Here is a 14241-nt window from a genome sequence, read left to right as displayed (position 1 = left end):
TACTCAAAGAGGAACATACATGTCCAAATTCTGGCCCGACTTCATCAACACGCTCGACGCAAGCCGCTCTGTCCAGAAGCAAGTCGGCGAGATCATGCGCCTTCAACTCGGGATTAAAAATGGGGCGAAAGAAAAGGCGGCCGGGGCGGAGAAGTCGGCTCGGTGGGAACACCTGAACGAAATCGGACGCAAAGCGGCCAAGCGTGATGAAATCGCTGACTACGTCAAGAGCAACGCACAGGCTCGAGTCTCACTGCGAAAGCTTCGCGCCGAGATCAAGTCGTCGCTGCCGAAGTTGCCGGGCCGCGAAAAGGAAGATTTGGCCGGCGTCCTTCAGGATCAGGAATTTCGAGCCTACGTTCGCGGTCTGCCGCAGGAACAGCGGGAGCGCGCGCAGCGCCTGCATCCGGACATCGCCGCGGCAGTGGCCCGGGCGCCGGCCGAATTGAGCGGTGTCCCCGCGAGTGTCCACTCCGAACTGGTCAACGACATGCTGCGGAAGACGCACGGCGCAGAGCTGGCTAAGATCGCGGCGGACGTCGCGGCAATGGAGATGGCGGACGAACTCATTCGCGAAACCGACAAGGAAATCCGCGCCGCGGCTGAAGTAGCGCACTCGACCGATTTCAAAGTGTGGGCAAAGCCGTTGGTGGATCCGCTGTTGGCGGGCTCCGCCGCCGATTTTGACGAACTGTACCGGCGCCAAGACCCCGAGGCGCTGAACTTGCTCGGCACGCTCGCGGCTGCGGCGGAGTGATCCCATGTCCTCCGTATCACAGGGCAACTCAGCCGCAGTCTTCGTTCCGGCCGATCGGATCCTAGAGGTTTCGACGGCCGGCGAAGCTTCGGTCACGATCGAAGGCGGTCGCACTTGGTGGCTGCGATCGGGGGACAAGCGCAGACTATCGACCGGCGATCCTGCCAAGCGCGTAACCATCGAAGCAATTTCCGGCACCGCGAGTTATACCGTCTATTACAGCGACGTCGTCCCTTTTACCGGCAATCGCACGCTGAGCCCCGACGACAACGGCAAGGTTTTGCGCTGCGACGACACGTCAGACGTAACGATCACCGTTCCGCCCGACCTGCCCGAGTGCTTTTCCTGCGGCTTCATGATGTGGAGCACCGGAACGATCACCGTGTCGGCAGGATCCGGCGCGACGAAGCGTTCGAGCACGTCCGAATTGAGCACGCAATATTCGACCGGCGCGCTGCTCGTGGGCAAAAATGCCGACGGCGCATCGGCTGAATTTATTCTCAGCGGTGGGTTCGCATGACCGAACTGAAACAGATCGTCACGGATTTCGAAACCGAGTTGCTGAATGGTGTCCGAAGCGGCGCCGATGAAGCTGCCTTGAAAGCGGTCCGTGACCAGGCATTCGATCGCTTGCGGGCCGCCAAGGAAGGTCCGTCGCCGCCATGCTTGGAATCGGTTTTCGACGTTGCGGGCGAAATCGGTCTGAAGCTGGATATGGCGCTGAAGGTGATCAGCCCGTGACCGCCAACAACTTCGTCGCATCCAAAAAGCACGGGGCCATCTGGATTGCGACGGACGCGGCGTCCTATCTGGATAATGGAGTCGTGACAGAATTCCGATCGAAGGTGCGACCCATTCCCGAGTGGTCGGCGGTGATCACGGGGCGCGGCAACTCGTACGGCTTAGACACCGCCGCTCGTGAACTGTTCCTCCGAGCATCGAGTTTTGACGAACTGGTCTGCATCGCACCCCGCGAACTGCCTTTGATCGTCGATAAGTTCAAGTTGAACTCCCACTTCGAATTAATTTTCGCCGGCTTCTTTAGTGGAAAGCCCATGGTGTTCTTCATCCGGACGCCTGGGCACGACAGCAGCGGCATCGGATCGCGCCCCTATCTCATTTGGCCTATGGCCATGAACTCAACTGCATTTGGTCCATGTCCATCGGACGAACTAATTGCCGCGGCCAGCTTCGTCGAGCCGAGTCCGAATGATGCACCAGAGGCGATCGAGCGCGGCCTGCGCAAGTTGCTCGAACTGCAACGACGTACGCCGGCCGAAGACGGTTTCTCGCGAGTAGGCGGCTGGGCTGAACTGACTGTCATCCGACCTGACGGAATCGATCGGCGGACTTTTCACCACTGGCCAGACGACCACATCGGCGAACGAATGTCACCGGCGCCGATCGACTGGCGCACTTGGGACGGGGAGCACTAACATGGCGCAAATCGGCATTTTCAGGATGAAGGACGCCACCAAGGCGGCCGGTGATCAGCTTCGGGCCTGGCAGGAACAAGGTCTGATCGATCCAAAGAACCTAAACGAGTTCAATGCAGCGCTGAACTACACCACCAAGCAAATCGAGGAATTAAGAGACCAAGCCAAGGTAGCCGGCGCGGCGCTGCCTCAACTGCAACAAGCGTTGAACGACGCGACCAACGCGCGAAAACAACTCGACTCCCTGATGGTCGAGGGGATGAGCGTCAACCGCGGATTCTTCACGACGTTTAACCAACAGATCCGTAGCGGCGCGAATGCATGGGACGCGTTCAAATCCGCCGGCCTCGATGCGCTCGGCAAGCTCAGCGACAAGCTGACGTCGATAGCGGCCGACAAGCTCTTCGCGTCGGCGTTTGGTGGCTCAACCGGTGGCATTGCTTCCTTTTTCGGGCTTGGCAATGGCGTGACTGGCTCCGTCGACGTGGGCGGCTATTCAATGCCCACCATAGGGTTCGCCAGTGGCGGCTTCACGGGTCGGGGTGGCAAATACGAGCCCGCCGGCATCGTCCACAAGGGCGAATATGTGATGGACGCCGTGACGGTGCGCCGTGTCGGCGTCGCCAATCTGGACAGCCTGCGCGGGTACGCCGACGGCGGACTCGTAGGCAACATGGCGCGCTCGGCCGCTGGCGGTTCCGGCCCGGCCGTGGTCATGCAGGATAATCGGCAGATCAATATCGGCGAAGGCGCGTCCGCTGAGACCGTCACGCAACTCCGCGAGGAGTTGGCCCGCGATCGCGCCGCTCGCTACGCGGACACCGTGCGGATCGTGCAGAGCGCGAAGAAAAGGCGGGATCTATGACGCCGAAGCACAAAACCATCCGAAGGAAAGAAGGTAAGACCGATGACCGCTTGTAATTTGATTCAGATTCCGGGACGTGACGCGATTTTTCTTTTTAGCGACACCGCGATGTACGATGCCAGCGGCGTCACTGTTGGCTTCGGCACGAAGCTATTGCCAGTCCCGAGCGCTAGAGCGGCGGTCGCCACATCTGGTAGCACGGCTATCAAGGATCAGCTTTTCCTTCTGATCAACTCGACCGTACCCCGATCCGTCGAGGCTTTGAAGGATGACGTACGACATTATGTCGAACTGCTCATTCGCGATTTCGACGGCGTAAGCGCGAGCACGCATTTTTCAGTTTTCGTTGCTGGCTTCTCTGAGGATCGCACGAGGCGCGTCTACGAGATTGAAGGAAATATGGTCGACGGCACTGTCAATGTCGAAGACATCGATGACACGTGCTGCCGCTTTAGACCGGCCGTGACCAATGATTTCGCGATCAAGGATGATCCGCTTGAATTAGGTCTCGAAATCATGGAAGCGCAGCGCTCAAATCGATACCCGGTGTGGGGGAAGCAGGCGTGCATCGTGGGCGGATCGGCATTGGCCGCAGTAGTGACCTTCGACGACGTCGCCTTGCTAGCGCTAAAGCACTGGCAGGGCGAAATTGAAGCGGGTTGCGCGGTCGACGGTATTGCCGCCGGCTCAAGCTCCAACTACACGGTGGACACATCCGGCAAGAGGGTGCTCCCGAGCAGCGGATTTACCAGGGTGACCGGCGGGACGCCGACCGCGCCGCTCGGTGGCACTGCTGGCAACATCAACGACAACAACACGGGCACATCGATTAGCCCAGCTCCAGGCAACCTGTCGGCTGCTGCAATCAATAGCCGAATACTGGCCAAAATCGATTACGGTTCGAACCAAACGATAACTAGGATCGAGGCCGTCGGCCTCTCGCAGAGCGCGGGCGGCAACTCAGGAACTGGCCTTTATTACTCAACCGATGGGACGACTTGGACGCAGTTGGGCGCGAATCTGCCGATGACCAGCACGACGCCTGCGACGACAACCAGGGACGGTTCCGTAACGGCTCGCTACGTCGCGATCATTCTGCCAGCAACTGACTTCTCGACTGTCAATGTCACGTTGCAGGATCTGAACGGCTACGTCAGCACTCCAAGCAATATGACGGTGGTCACGACCGCGCAATCGACGTTCGGTGATGCCACTGTGAGCAACGGCCGGGTGCTGATCGAGTACGACAACACAGCGACACCAACGCTCAACACTGATTTGACCGTCGAGGTGACTTGCAACGGCGGCACAAACTGGTCGGCGGCAACTCTCTCGCTTGTGTCCTCTAACGGGCAAGGTGGCCGCTCGATTGCCGAGACAGCGGACACGGCCTGCACGTCAGGAGTATCGTTCGCCGCGCGGATCAAGACGTTTAACAACAAATCGATCCCGATTCACGGGGTGTCATTGACGGTGCATTGAGTCTACCAAGCGGAGGCATCGGGATGTGAGGTGCCAAGCTTGGCGAGAAAGTGACCATCGAGACTGAGGACGCTTAGGAGGTGGCTACTGCGACCGAGCCGGCGCGGACGCGCGTTGGTTCACTCATGACTTCCTTTTTGGGGAATGGATGGTCATTTTGGCCTGACCACCGGTCAAAGCGAAATGGCCCGGCTCAGTCGGCAGTACATAGTTCTTCTTACCTGCGACCCCTCTCACAAGCCCAAAACCGCCCGAGGACTTTTTCACTCGGCCCTTATTACCCCCGGCTCGGGTCTCTAACTGGGCATCGCAATTGGGGCATAGAAGTCGGAGGTTTTGGGGACGATTGTCAGAGTTGACGCCGTTCTTGTGATCAAGAATTAGCGGCAGGGGTTTGCCATTCCATTCTAGGGGCTTGTTGTGAAATTTGCAGGTGGGCTCATCACATCGCGTTGGCAAATTCCGCTCCGCTCGCCATTCCAAAAAGTGACGTCTGAGCGTAGCAGCGTTTATCTTCTTCTCCGAGTAGACGAGTATGTTCTTCGGCGGCATAGAACTGCTCCTTCAGTCTTGATGCGATGGTAAGAAATTCGTGTCCGGTCATACGCGCGGGCTCGGATCTAACCCCTTCTTGGCGCACATCTCAGTCACGATCTGTCGCTCGCCCGCATTTGACGCAAGTCCCGTGATGCTACCGCCTGAAATTTTGCCACCGGCAATAGTGATCCGACCAACGAAGGGTTGGAGACCCACATAGCCGCCGTAGGAGTTTTTTGCGTTGAGAGTGGCGCAGTAGTCTAGGATACTCTTGCCAGACCAATTCTTGGGCACCTTTGTCCATTCGAACTTTGCAGAATCGGGATCCTTGAGGCTTTTCGAGAACTCCTTTGCAAGGATCGACTTCTCCGTTTGCGTCAGTTCGCGAAGCTCGTCCGCGGTATATCCCGCGACGTAAGGTTCAGCGCTCTCGCTTGTGATAACGCAGCCGCCAAGCACTGTGCAGACAACCGCAATTGCCGAAATACGCATTTGAAAATTCCCCCGAGGCCATCAAACCGCAGCCGGAAGACAAGCGCAACTAGAACTTTCTGTGTAAAAAATTGCTAGTGTAAATTGTCAACATAAACCACGCCGCGCCCGTGCTAGTAGCCATCATTTATGACCATGCCTGAACCACGGTTGATGTCCGGATCCGAAGCCGCTGGCTATTGCGGCGTGACGCCGGCCACATGGTCGAAGTGGGTCGCGCATGGATCAATGCCCCGACCGGTTATCGGCCGCCGCTGGGACCGGAAGGCAATTGACCTCGCCCTAGATAAGCTGTCGGGGATCGAAGTCGCCTCTGCACCCAAAGGCGATCCATATTTAGCGTGGAAAGCGCAGGAAGAGGGAGATGCAGCACTCGAAAAGTGGATTCGCGAAGACGCGGAGAAACGGGAAGGCATTCCCGGTAATGATTATTCAAGGCCACGCTACAAATGGGAGGACGACTTCGATGCTGCATGGACAGATCATCTAGCCGAGTTCGCAGGTCCTTATGCAACGAAACCTGCGGCTGAAATTGAGAAGTTGAGGCAGGGCCTTTGGAATGCATGGAAAGCCATCAAGGGCGACAAACCAGCTCCAAACAAGAGGGGGCGCCCTCGATGACAGATGACGCGCCTCTGATCACGCTCGATGAAGCCGCCAAGCTCATCCCTGGCGCCGACGCGGACACCTTGAAGCGAATGCACCGGGCCGGAAAGCTGGTCTGTTACCGGCCAGGAAAGAAGCTCCTGACGACCGCGGCGAACGTCGACGCGGCGGTTCGCACCAACTACCGGGCGACGAAGGTCATGCCGTTGAGCCGACCAGATGCGGCGTCAATGGAGCGATCGAAGGCAGCGCTGGATCTCGTGCTGTCTCGTCTACCGACGAAGCGAAAGGCGGCACGAGCAAAAGCCCGGCCGCCCGGCGAATGAATGTCAGGCGTAATAGTGGCGTTCACGCCGGCCGCGCCGGGCCGCATGCCGTTGCACATCCGCCTCGGTATATCCCGGTAGAGTCAGGAGCCGGTCACGCAGACCCATCACGGCGGCTTCCCGTGCGTCTGCCCTGGTCAGTCGAAGACCGTATCGACGCGCTGCCGCGATTGCGTTGCTAATGGCCTTCGGGCTGGCGTCGACAGCAAAGGTCTGCACCGCTTCACGATAGCGGCGCTCCTCCGGAGCATGACGGTCGAAGGCGGCGCCATTGGCAAATGTGGAAGTGTCGAACTGCATTGGGTGTCCCCTGCGCGTAATTGATTTTTTAAGGATAGCAGGTATAGAACATAATTCAATAGGAAAAACTACCGATAAAGTACGGAGCCGCGTAAATGGCTACATCTGGCGATCTCGCAAAGGCACTCTCTGACTTACTCGAAGAGCCGTTTTCGACGGTCGATCTATACGGCCGGCATCTCAGAGCCGCTGGCTTGCTCAACATTAAGGGACACGGCCGCGGCGCAGCCGAGATGACAGCGCGTGACGCAGCGGTGTGGTTGATCTCGCTCGCGGTCGACCATGAGCGCGGCGGCGACTTCGCTAAAGAAGTGAAGCGCGTTCTCGACCTGCCGATGCACGAATTTCTCATCAATCCGAAAGACTACGCTGACGATCTTGCACATCTCTCAGCGAAAACAGCCGGTCACGGCCTCGCGCTTTTCATTGGCGATATGCTCGTGCCGCGGATCAAAGAAAGGCTCGAACGCGGTGACGATCTCGTGACGGCCAATTTTGACGCTGATGGCGTGTTCGTTTCGCTATCGATCTTCGATCGGCCGCCCGACGAAGTGGCTCAATTCGCCAACACACTTTACCAGCGGGGCGAGCGGAAGCGGCGCGATGTCGAGCGTCTGACCGTATTTCACGGTCGGGTGTTGCTGGAGATTGCGAAACTGCTGGAACTTAAAGCGCCCGACTAGACGAAACGGCCCCGGATCAAGGCTGATCGCAGGGCCGCGGACGTCTCGGTGAATTGCTTGGCGGCCTTTACCTATCACGTTCCGCGATTTTTGCAATCAACTCTTGGCCCGGGCTCCAATGATCAAAGGAGTCTCCCGATGTGCTTACTTGAACTAGATGAAGCCGAACGCCTCGCGACGCCGGTCGCGATCGAGGCATTGCGCGATCTCGCCGAATGGTGGGCTGGCAGCACCGAACCCGAAATGTCACCACCGCTCTGTCTTGGCTGGGACATGCACCGCCTCTGGCCGAGCGATGGTTTTGCGCTGTGGCGCGATCTGATGTTCGAGTATGAGCCACCTTGCTGGATACCCGGCATCCACGAGCCCGTGACATTGGAGCAATATGAGGCTGCGCTTGTTGACCAATGGCGGCGGTACGACTGCCCAAAGCACTGGACTGACACACTCATCATCGACGTCCTGGCCGGCGAGAAGGAGCGCGGCTACGAGCCATGTGGCGAGGCTTGGGAACGGACTGAAGCGACGTTGAACGAGATGGCGGCCAAGGTGGGTGCGCAGCGCGCAGCGGCAAAAGTCGAACGGGATGCGCACGAGGCAAGCCGGCTCAAGTGGCTCGACCGGTTCTTTGACCTCGACGATGCCGGTTATGCCAAGTGGCTGGCGGACGGCCGTCCCGAGATTAATGGAGTCAAATACGAACGCTGGACTGAACGCCGTTTCCGCGAACTGCTGGAGAAGACTCCCCCAATGCCTGTCATTCCGTTCAAAGCGCCCGCCCCCACAAATCTAATCCAAACGTCCGCTCAATTCGTCCGCGATTTCGTACCGCCCGACTATGTCGTCGACCGGATCTTTCAGCGCCGCTTTTGTTACTCGATGACAGCCAAGACCGGGGGCGGCAAGACCGCCGCGGCCATGCGCCTGGCCGCACACGTGGCGACGGGTCGTCCGATGGGGAGCATTCAGGTTGAAAAGGGCACGGTGATCTATGCGGCCGGCGAAAACCCCACTGACGTGCAGGCGCGCTGGCTCGGCGTGACCCAAGAGATGGGAATCGACCCGGAAGCGGTGGACGTGCATTTCATCAACGGCGTAGTGAAGATTTCGGAGAACGTCACGAACATCGAAGCCGAAGTCGCAGCCAAGGGCCTGAAGCCGTTCCTGATCGTCGTCGATACGGTCGCGGCGTATTTCGAGGGCGATGACGACAACGACAACGTCCAAATGGGCAACTACGCCCGATTGCTGCGGTCCATGACAAAAATTCCGGGCGGCCCCTGCGTGCTCGCCCTCGCCCATCCAACCAAGCGCGCGGGTGACGATGACCTGATCCCAAAAGGTGGTGGGGCGTTCCTTAACGAGGTCGACGGGAACGTCGCTTTGCGCCGGGATGGTCAAGTCATCGCCTTCGAGCCCCTCGGCAAGTTCCGCGGGCCGTCGTTCGAGCCGGTCCATTTCGAACTGGTCACAATGCAGCATCCGAAACTGCGCGACACAAAGGGGCGCCCTATTCCGACCGTTGTGGCGCGGCCGGTCTCGGATATTGGCATCATGGAGCGCGAGCGCGCGACCGAGAGGGATGAAGACGCTCTGTTGCGTGCGATTGATCAGCACCCACGCAAGAGCCGGCGCGACATCGGAAAACTGCTTAGGATGAGCGACAGCCGCGTATACCGCCTTGCGCAGAAGCTGGAGCAGCAAAAGCTGATCAGGTCAGAGCGCAGCGGTTGGACTTTGACCGGCACGGGCCAGCGGGAATTAAACGCCATGGATTCGCGTGGTTCAGGCGTGAACCAACCACCGCTGCCGCCCGCACGATTTCCAGGTGCTAGTTGAGCGAACCAACGAGTGAACCAAAACCGAACCAACAGAGGCAAAAAAACCTTGAATATCAATCTGATTCACCTGAACCACTCGGTGAACCACGGACGATACGATGGGGGGCATTTTTGCCCCATCATCGTCTGGTTCGGTTCATCCATATCCCCATAGGTGAACCAATGAACCAACGAGCGTTGTCAACGTGGAAGTGAATTGGAAAACGATAGCCGGCGATCTTCGATCATCGCAAGCCGAAGAACGAAAGCACTGCACCGATCACTACGATAAGTCCGATTATATAGATGATGCCGTTCATGGTGTTGTCTCCCTCTATTTCCGGAAGTCAAAACCTTCAGACCATGGAAATTGTTCCGGGTGAAACGCTACGCGGGTACGCGCAGACGGGCATTTTGGCGTTGCGGCAATACTGGCAAATCCGGCATCGTAAACTAAATGGTCAGTCTCGTCTTCAATCGAAAGGTTTTAACGTATGGCAATCGAAGATCTTCACGACTTGGCCGAACAACTTCACAACATAGACGAAGAGCGGCGTATCAGTGCCGTTGAAGATCAGAGCGTTCGGATTTCGCGCCGCCTGGCGATCAATCTGGTCAGGCATGTTCATCAACTGGGGCAGCGAATCGCCGCGCTCGAAGAACAGCTGCGCGAGCGGGATTGATCGTCAATCCGCGCCGGTTTTCCAGCCAATTCGCGCCTGCTTCGTCACAGCCCGAGCGATTAACGGATTTTATATCTTTGGGTCACATTCTAAACCGCTGACTTTACGTTCTTTTCCGAAACGTGATGCGCCTATGTTGCGCCCTTGGCCGGTGATGCGGGTCGAGGGCGCCTTTCGCGCTGTCTGAAAGCGAACTCTCGATGGTCAAGACCGGCCCCGGATCCTGCCAAGTCTGCAACAGCGAGCACCGCCACAGCGTAGACGTCGCGCTCGCGCATGGGCTTGGTCATGACGCGATCGGCAAGCGCTTCAACCTGTCGCCGCACAGCGTCCAGCGCCACGGCAAGAACCACTTGTCGCCGCAGATGATGGCGGCTGTGCAGCACGCCCTGCATCCGAGCGCGGTTGACCTCGACGCACTCAAGGTGAGCGAGGGTGAGAACCTGTTGCACCACCTCGTGCATCAGCGTGCCCGCCTAGCGAACCATATCGAATTGGCCGTAGCCGTTGGCGACCCGGGGGCAGCCATCCGCGGCGAAGCGGCGATCACCAACAACCTGCAACTCGTCTCGAAGCTGCTCGGAGTGCTGGTCAACGTCCATGAGACGCGGCACCAGCACATTTTGACGCACCCGGACTATCTGCGCCTCCGTGAAGTGCTGTTGCGCGCCCTCGCCCCCTTCCCTGACGCGCGGATCGCGGTCGGCCGGGCCCTGGCCGGCATTGAGGCACAGGCCGCGGACGACATCACCAGGGCCGCCGGCAAGGCGCCACTGGTCATCGAGGCGAAGCCGGCGCCACCGCCCTGCCCCGTCCCGCCACCGGAGGCCCCAGCTTGTCCCTGATGGCGCGAGACCTGGCGTATGCCTGCGACCCCGTGGCATTCGCCAATGACTGCGGCGTGCAGCCTGACCCATGGCAGCGAGCGTTCTTGCGCCGGCCGCCCCGCCGCGGCCTGATCTTGGCATGCCGCCAGGCCGGCAAGACCGAGACGTGCGTGCTGCTCGCCGACCACGTGGCGCACACCGAGCCGGGCGAAACCATTGTCGTGATCAGCCCGGCCCAACGCATCAGCTCGGAATTCATCCGCCGCGCCAAGGGACGCTATCTGCACCTGGCCGGCGCGGAATTGGCCAACGATGCCGTGCAGCGCATCGAGCTGCCCAACGGCTCCCGCATCATCGGCCTGCCTGGCGAGGCGGACAACGTGCGCGGTATCGCCCGCGTGCGCCTGGTGCTGATCGATGAAGGCGCTCGCGTCTCTGACGAAATCTATGCGGCCGTCCGTCCCATGCTGGCGGTGCACCCGCGCGGTCAATTGATCGGCCTCACCACTGGCGCCGCAAAGCGTGGTTGGTTTTACGAGGGCTGGATCGATCCCGAATCTGACTTCGAAAAGATCCGGGTCACGCCTGACATGTGCCCACGGATCACGCCTGAGTTCCTGGCAAGCGAACGGAAGGCACTCGGCGAAACGACCTTCCGCACGGAGTACGGCCTTGAGTTCTTGGACGATCAGGAGGCCGCCTTTCCGAACGAGATTATCGACGGCATCTTTGACAAGGAGTTGCGGCCGCTATGGGTATGAACGGGTATCGTGTGGTTGAAGTGCGTGACCGGGACGCATGGGTTGTCGGCGTGGACCTTGGAAAGTCGGTCGACAGTACGGCCATCGGCATCATGCATCACACAATCAAGGGTACGGGCACTGGAAAGGCCGACCACGCGACGAAGACATGGAGACAGGACTCAGTGCAGCGGTTTGACCTTGTGCATTTGCAGCGGCTCCCGCTCGGAATGAACTACGTGGCGCAAGCCCACGCGATCGGCGAACTGATGCAGCGCGAACCACTCAAGAGCGCAAAAGCCAAGCTGGTCATTGACCAAAGCGGCGTTGGCGCGGGCGTGGTCGACCTGATGGAAGCGAACGGATTGCGGCCGATCCGATTGCAGATCACCGCCGGCAGCGAGCAGACGCAGGAAGGCAACATCTTCCGCGTGGCCAAAACGATCCTGATTTCGAAGCTGGAAGCTGCGATGCACTCGAAAGAACTGCACGTCGCAGCGGCTTTGACGGAGGCGGAGTCGCTGCGCGACGAATTGCGCGACTTTCAACGGCACGTCACTGCATCGGGCGCCAACACTTGGTCGGCGCGAGCCGGCAAGCACGATGACATCGTGTTGGCCGTGAGTTACGGGATATGGTGGGCGACGTCGGGGCCGCGGACGGACAGTTGGGAGTTGCGGGTTTAAAGTCAAGCTTAGCCTGCAGCGAATTAAACTACCACGTTGTCAGGCCTGGCGTTTGGATCGACAACGACTCGGAACTGGTGAATCACATGTCTGTCCGGGCCGTCCATATCCGAAACAACAAGCTTATATTCGCCGCCTTCCGTAAACACTATGCTGTTAAACTGAAACCCAACAATCGCGCGAGGCCTCGTTCCCTGAAGATTTTCCGAGGGATCAAGCTTACCTCCGCCACCTGCCGCCACCGCGCCGCTAGGAGCTTCAACCGTGAAGCGGAAGCTGACGCTTTCAGTCGGTGTTTCAGTAAGTATGGTGATCACCAGAGTGGAAAACATTGCCGGCAGCGCAGGAACTACCATGTCCTCGGTGTACAGCCCCGCGATAACAAGCTTTCCGGCATGATCGACCGTAGCGTAATCGGATACGAGTACGTAGCGGACTTTCAGTGGCGTCATTTTCGATTGTCAACGTATTTGAAATATGTGCTGCCGGTGTTGGCCTTCGTCGTGCCAGTAACGTAGACGGCAAGGCCGCGTGGGTTGTCCTTCAGCTTAAGAGCTTCCACCTTTTGCCAATTGGCAGGGGCAACATTTCTGTTTCGTTTGTGCATTGTTTCGACTGGGATTGCGTCAAACGACAAGCGAAATCCTAGCGCAGACGTGATCAACACCAGCGTATCGAGGGTCACACCAGCACTGCGGCCCGAGAGGATTCTGGAAACTTGACCTTTGTCTCGGTCTATAGCCTTAGCAAGCGATTTGACTGTTACGCCGCTTTCAGAGGCGCGCTTCTTGAATGCGCGTTTCATCGACAGATACGCACGCATACGTCCGTCTGCCTTGAAATCGGCCTGCTCGCTTTGACTCAGTTCTTTAATTTCAAATGTCATCTTCGAACTCCTGCAATAGGAGGTGCCTGCTCAACATCGATGGGCTCTCGCCGGGAAATAAGCCTGCCCAGCGAGATCTTGTCGACGCAATCAGAGGTCCGAACCCACGCGCGGCAAGGTCCGACCGTTTGTCGAAAGTGAGCGCAACGAACTCGCCTTTTCGCAGGAAGGCGCCGAGGACACGCGCTTGAGGCAGGAAAGTGATTCTAAATTCCCAAATTCCATCTTGCCCTCCTGAGAGTGCCTTGAGCATGTCGTCATCGTCGAAGTCATTCCCCGCCACGAAGGCTGAGAAAAACGCGCGCACCTGGGCGAAGTATTTGCGTTCGCTGTCGTTGTTGCCGGGCTGGTTCATCCAGCGTGCGACATTTGGATGAACCCAAAGTCGTCGGAGGCATGTATCGTCGGGCCATAGAGTTCGATCATAATGGGCAAGCCTTCCCGCACGGTGCAGGCTCAAGAGATGCGCTTCGGTTGACTTTTTTGTCAACTACTTTCCGATCAAATAGTTGCCGAGTGGCAAATGTGCGCCCGTTCCGAGGATTAATTTTTCGCAACCGTAGCGCGAGCACACAAGGGCGTCAGATCAGGAAAGTTGGATATTCACACAAACCGTGTCGCGCCCCGTGTCGCGCCGAGCCGCCTTGACTGGACTTGAGTCCTTGAATTAGCGCATGATTTTGGCGCGACAGGCGCAACACAAAAATGGCCCCGGATCGATCGATCGTAAGGCCAATTTTATCAACAATTACAGTGATTTAGACAGTGGCTGGGGAACCTGGATTCGAACCAAGACAAACAGAGTCAGAGTCTGTTGTGCTACCGTTACACCATTCCCCAAGGAATAGTCGAACAAATTCAATGACTTGCTGATTTGCTCAACTGTTGCCGGAAGCGCGTTTGGCGCAAATCACGGCTCAGGCGTGGCAGCGTTCTACCCGCTCGGCCATGGGCTGGCAAGCGCCGCGGTGGACGGGTCGCCCTCTCCTCAACAGCTGGACTTTGCCCCGGCCGCCTCAGACTGAACATCATCGGAGCCGCTTGGGCCTGGACGTCTGATGACACTCGCAGACAACGCGCTCATGATCCAGATGCGCGCGGCTTTCGCGGATCCT

General features: G+C 58.5%; 21 protein-coding genes and 1 tRNA gene. 14 read left to right on the top strand and 8 right to left on the bottom strand.

The window, feature by feature from the left end; genetic code table 11:
* Positions 1–19: 19 nt before the first annotated feature.
* The 6 genes from HAP40_RS16305 to HAP40_RS16280 are packed head-to-tail and all read left to right on the top strand — an operon-like array spanning position 20 to position 4540.
* A complete protein-coding gene (locus HAP40_RS16305) occupies positions 20–757 on the top strand; it encodes a hypothetical protein (RefSeq protein ID WP_166816855.1) in 738 nt (245 codons plus the stop codon).
* 4 nt (positions 758–761) lie between these two features.
* Positions 762–1277: a hypothetical protein gene (locus HAP40_RS16300; protein WP_166816856.1), complete on the top strand. Its 516-nt coding sequence runs from the start codon at positions 762–764 to the stop codon at positions 1275–1277.
* A complete protein-coding gene (locus HAP40_RS16295; RefSeq protein ID WP_166816857.1) occupies positions 1274–1498 on the top strand; it encodes a hypothetical protein in 225 nt (74 codons plus the stop codon). The genes HAP40_RS16300 and HAP40_RS16295 overlap by 4 nt, the downstream gene beginning before the upstream one ends.
* Entirely contained in the window at positions 1495–2193 is a 699-nt protein-coding gene (locus HAP40_RS16290) for a hypothetical protein (protein ID WP_166816858.1), read from the top strand. Before HAP40_RS16295 ends, HAP40_RS16290 begins: the two co-directional genes overlap by 4 nt.
* Position 2194: 1 nt before the next feature.
* Entirely contained in the window at positions 2195–3058 is an 864-nt protein-coding gene (locus HAP40_RS16285) for a hypothetical protein (RefSeq protein ID WP_166816859.1), read from the top strand.
* 42 nt (positions 3059–3100) lie between these two features.
* Positions 3101–4540, top strand: a complete 1440-nt coding sequence (locus HAP40_RS16280) for a discoidin domain-containing protein (RefSeq protein ID WP_166816860.1) — start codon at positions 3101–3103, stop codon at positions 4538–4540.
* A gap of 123 nt (positions 4541–4663) precedes the next feature.
* Here HAP40_RS16280 and HAP40_RS37340 read toward each other — a convergent pair whose 3' ends face one another.
* The 3 genes from HAP40_RS37340 to HAP40_RS16270 are packed head-to-tail and all read right to left on the bottom strand — an operon-like array spanning position 4664 to position 5569.
* A complete protein-coding gene (locus HAP40_RS37340; RefSeq protein WP_414645402.1) occupies positions 4664–4999 on the bottom strand; it encodes an HNH endonuclease in 336 nt (111 codons plus the stop codon).
* Positions 4983–5144 (bottom strand): hypothetical protein, encoded by a 162-nt coding sequence (locus HAP40_RS16275; RefSeq protein WP_246741087.1) that lies wholly within the window; start codon positions 5142–5144, stop codon positions 4983–4985. The genes HAP40_RS37340 and HAP40_RS16275 overlap by 17 nt, the downstream gene beginning before the upstream one ends.
* A complete protein-coding gene (locus HAP40_RS16270; protein WP_166816862.1) occupies positions 5141–5569 on the bottom strand; it encodes a hypothetical protein in 429 nt (142 codons plus the stop codon). The genes HAP40_RS16275 and HAP40_RS16270 overlap by 4 nt, the downstream gene beginning before the upstream one ends.
* A 129-nt stretch (positions 5570–5698) precedes the next feature.
* Between HAP40_RS16270 and HAP40_RS16265 the strand changes: the two genes are divergently transcribed.
* Together HAP40_RS16265 and HAP40_RS16260 are read left to right on the top strand one after the other, a co-directional pair.
* On the top strand, positions 5699–6190 hold the full coding sequence (locus HAP40_RS16265; RefSeq protein ID WP_208024768.1) for a helix-turn-helix transcriptional regulator: 492 nt from the start codon (positions 5699–5701) through the stop codon (positions 6188–6190).
* Positions 6187–6501, top strand: a complete 315-nt coding sequence (locus HAP40_RS16260) for a hypothetical protein (protein ID WP_166816863.1) — start codon at positions 6187–6189, stop codon at positions 6499–6501. Before HAP40_RS16265 ends, HAP40_RS16260 begins: the two co-directional genes overlap by 4 nt.
* Before the next feature lie 3 nt (positions 6502–6504).
* Here the strand turns inward: HAP40_RS16260 and HAP40_RS16255 are convergent, their stop codons facing one another.
* The gene (locus HAP40_RS16255; protein ID WP_166816864.1) at positions 6505–6801 is read right to left on the bottom strand and encodes a hypothetical protein; all 297 of its coding nucleotides are present in this window, start codon (positions 6799–6801) and stop codon (positions 6505–6507) included.
* 95 nt (positions 6802–6896) lie between these two features.
* On the opposite strand from HAP40_RS16255, the gene HAP40_RS16250 reads away from it, so the two are divergent.
* The 6 genes from HAP40_RS16250 to HAP40_RS16225 all read left to right on the top strand — a co-directional run bounded on the left by HAP40_RS16250 (position 6897) and on the right by HAP40_RS16225 (position 12240).
* Positions 6897–7484, top strand: a complete 588-nt coding sequence (locus tag HAP40_RS16250) for a hypothetical protein (protein WP_166816865.1) — start codon at positions 6897–6899, stop codon at positions 7482–7484.
* Between the two features lie 138 nt (positions 7485–7622).
* Complete coding sequence (locus tag HAP40_RS16245; RefSeq protein ID WP_166816866.1) at positions 7623–9323, top strand: AAA family ATPase; 1701 nt, start codon at positions 7623–7625, stop codon at positions 9321–9323.
* Positions 9324–9798: 475 nt separating this feature from the next.
* Positions 9799–9987, top strand: coding sequence for a hypothetical protein (locus HAP40_RS16240; protein WP_166816867.1), 189 nt, complete (start codon positions 9799–9801; stop codon positions 9985–9987).
* A gap of 200 nt (positions 9988–10187) precedes the next feature.
* On the top strand, positions 10188–10832 hold the full coding sequence (locus tag HAP40_RS16235; RefSeq protein WP_166816868.1) for a hypothetical protein: 645 nt from the start codon (positions 10188–10190) through the stop codon (positions 10830–10832).
* A complete protein-coding gene (locus HAP40_RS16230) occupies positions 10832–11575 on the top strand; it encodes a terminase (RefSeq protein ID WP_166819478.1) in 744 nt (247 codons plus the stop codon). The genes HAP40_RS16235 and HAP40_RS16230 overlap by 1 nt, the downstream gene beginning before the upstream one ends.
* The gene (locus HAP40_RS16225) at positions 11566–12240 is read left to right on the top strand and encodes a hypothetical protein (RefSeq protein WP_166816869.1); all 675 of its coding nucleotides are present in this window, start codon (positions 11566–11568) and stop codon (positions 12238–12240) included. Before HAP40_RS16230 ends, HAP40_RS16225 begins: the two co-directional genes overlap by 10 nt.
* Positions 12241–12263: 23 nt before the next feature.
* Here the strand turns inward: HAP40_RS16225 and HAP40_RS16220 are convergent, their stop codons facing one another.
* From HAP40_RS16220 to HAP40_RS16205, 4 genes are all read right to left on the bottom strand, one after another.
* Complete coding sequence (locus HAP40_RS16220) at positions 12264–12692, bottom strand: DUF6941 family protein (protein ID WP_166816870.1); 429 nt, start codon at positions 12690–12692, stop codon at positions 12264–12266.
* Positions 12689–13126, bottom strand: a complete 438-nt coding sequence (locus tag HAP40_RS16215; protein WP_166816871.1) for a helix-turn-helix domain-containing protein — start codon at positions 13124–13126, stop codon at positions 12689–12691. Before HAP40_RS16215 ends, HAP40_RS16220 begins: the two co-directional genes overlap by 4 nt.
* On the bottom strand, positions 13116–13481 hold the full coding sequence (locus HAP40_RS16210) for a hypothetical protein (protein ID WP_166816872.1): 366 nt from the start codon (positions 13479–13481) through the stop codon (positions 13116–13118). The genes HAP40_RS16215 and HAP40_RS16210 overlap by 11 nt, the downstream gene beginning before the upstream one ends.
* 411 nt (positions 13482–13892) lie before the next feature.
* Positions 13893–13966: transfer RNA gene (locus HAP40_RS16205), tRNA-Gln, on the bottom strand.
* Positions 13967–14241: the final 275 nt, after the last annotated feature.

The organism is Bradyrhizobium sp. 1(2017) (assembly GCF_011602485.2).
Taxonomy (GTDB): domain Bacteria; phylum Pseudomonadota; class Alphaproteobacteria; order Rhizobiales; family Xanthobacteraceae; genus Bradyrhizobium.
The sequence above is the reverse complement of the archived record's forward strand: the minus strand, read 5'-3'. Positions and strand labels throughout refer to the sequence as shown.

Coding starts and splice junctions, on each gene's coding strand:
- HAP40_RS16305 (WP_166816855.1), top strand. CDS start 20: ATGTCCAAATTCTGGCCCGACTTCATCAACACGCTCGACGCAAGCCGC.
- HAP40_RS16300 (WP_166816856.1), top strand. CDS start 762: ATGTCCTCCGTATCACAGGGCAACTCAGCCGCAGTCTTCGTTCCGGCC.
- HAP40_RS16295 (WP_166816857.1), top strand. CDS start 1,274: ATGACCGAACTGAAACAGATCGTCACGGATTTCGAAACCGAGTTGCTG.
- HAP40_RS16285 (WP_166816859.1), top strand. CDS start 2,195: ATGGCGCAAATCGGCATTTTCAGGATGAAGGACGCCACCAAGGCGGCC.
- HAP40_RS16280 (WP_166816860.1), top strand. CDS start 3,101: ATGACCGCTTGTAATTTGATTCAGATTCCGGGACGTGACGCGATTTTT.
- HAP40_RS16275 (WP_246741087.1), bottom strand. CDS start 5,144: ATGACCGGACACGAATTTCTTACCATCGCATCAAGACTGAAGGAGCAG.
- HAP40_RS16270 (WP_166816862.1), bottom strand. CDS start 5,569: ATGCGTATTTCGGCAATTGCGGTTGTCTGCACAGTGCTTGGCGGCTGC.
- HAP40_RS16265 (WP_208024768.1), top strand. CDS start 5,699: ATGACCATGCCTGAACCACGGTTGATGTCCGGATCCGAAGCCGCTGGC.
- HAP40_RS16260 (WP_166816863.1), top strand. CDS start 6,187: ATGACAGATGACGCGCCTCTGATCACGCTCGATGAAGCCGCCAAGCTC.
- HAP40_RS16255 (WP_166816864.1), bottom strand. CDS start 6,801: ATGCAGTTCGACACTTCCACATTTGCCAATGGCGCCGCCTTCGACCGT.
- HAP40_RS16250 (WP_166816865.1), top strand. CDS start 6,897: ATGGCTACATCTGGCGATCTCGCAAAGGCACTCTCTGACTTACTCGAA.
- HAP40_RS16245 (WP_166816866.1), top strand. CDS start 7,623: ATGTGCTTACTTGAACTAGATGAAGCCGAACGCCTCGCGACGCCGGTC.
- HAP40_RS16240 (WP_166816867.1), top strand. CDS start 9,799: ATGGCAATCGAAGATCTTCACGACTTGGCCGAACAACTTCACAACATA.
- HAP40_RS16235 (WP_166816868.1), top strand. CDS start 10,188: ATGGTCAAGACCGGCCCCGGATCCTGCCAAGTCTGCAACAGCGAGCAC.
- HAP40_RS16230 (WP_166819478.1), top strand. CDS start 10,832: ATGGCGCGAGACCTGGCGTATGCCTGCGACCCCGTGGCATTCGCCAAT.
- HAP40_RS16225 (WP_166816869.1), top strand. CDS start 11,566: ATGGGTATGAACGGGTATCGTGTGGTTGAAGTGCGTGACCGGGACGCA.
- HAP40_RS16220 (WP_166816870.1), bottom strand. CDS start 12,692: ATGACGCCACTGAAAGTCCGCTACGTACTCGTATCCGATTACGCTACG.
- HAP40_RS16215 (WP_166816871.1), bottom strand. CDS start 13,126: ATGACATTTGAAATTAAAGAACTGAGTCAAAGCGAGCAGGCCGATTTC.
- HAP40_RS16210 (WP_166816872.1), bottom strand. CDS start 13,481: ATGAACCAGCCCGGCAACAACGACAGCGAACGCAAATACTTCGCCCAG.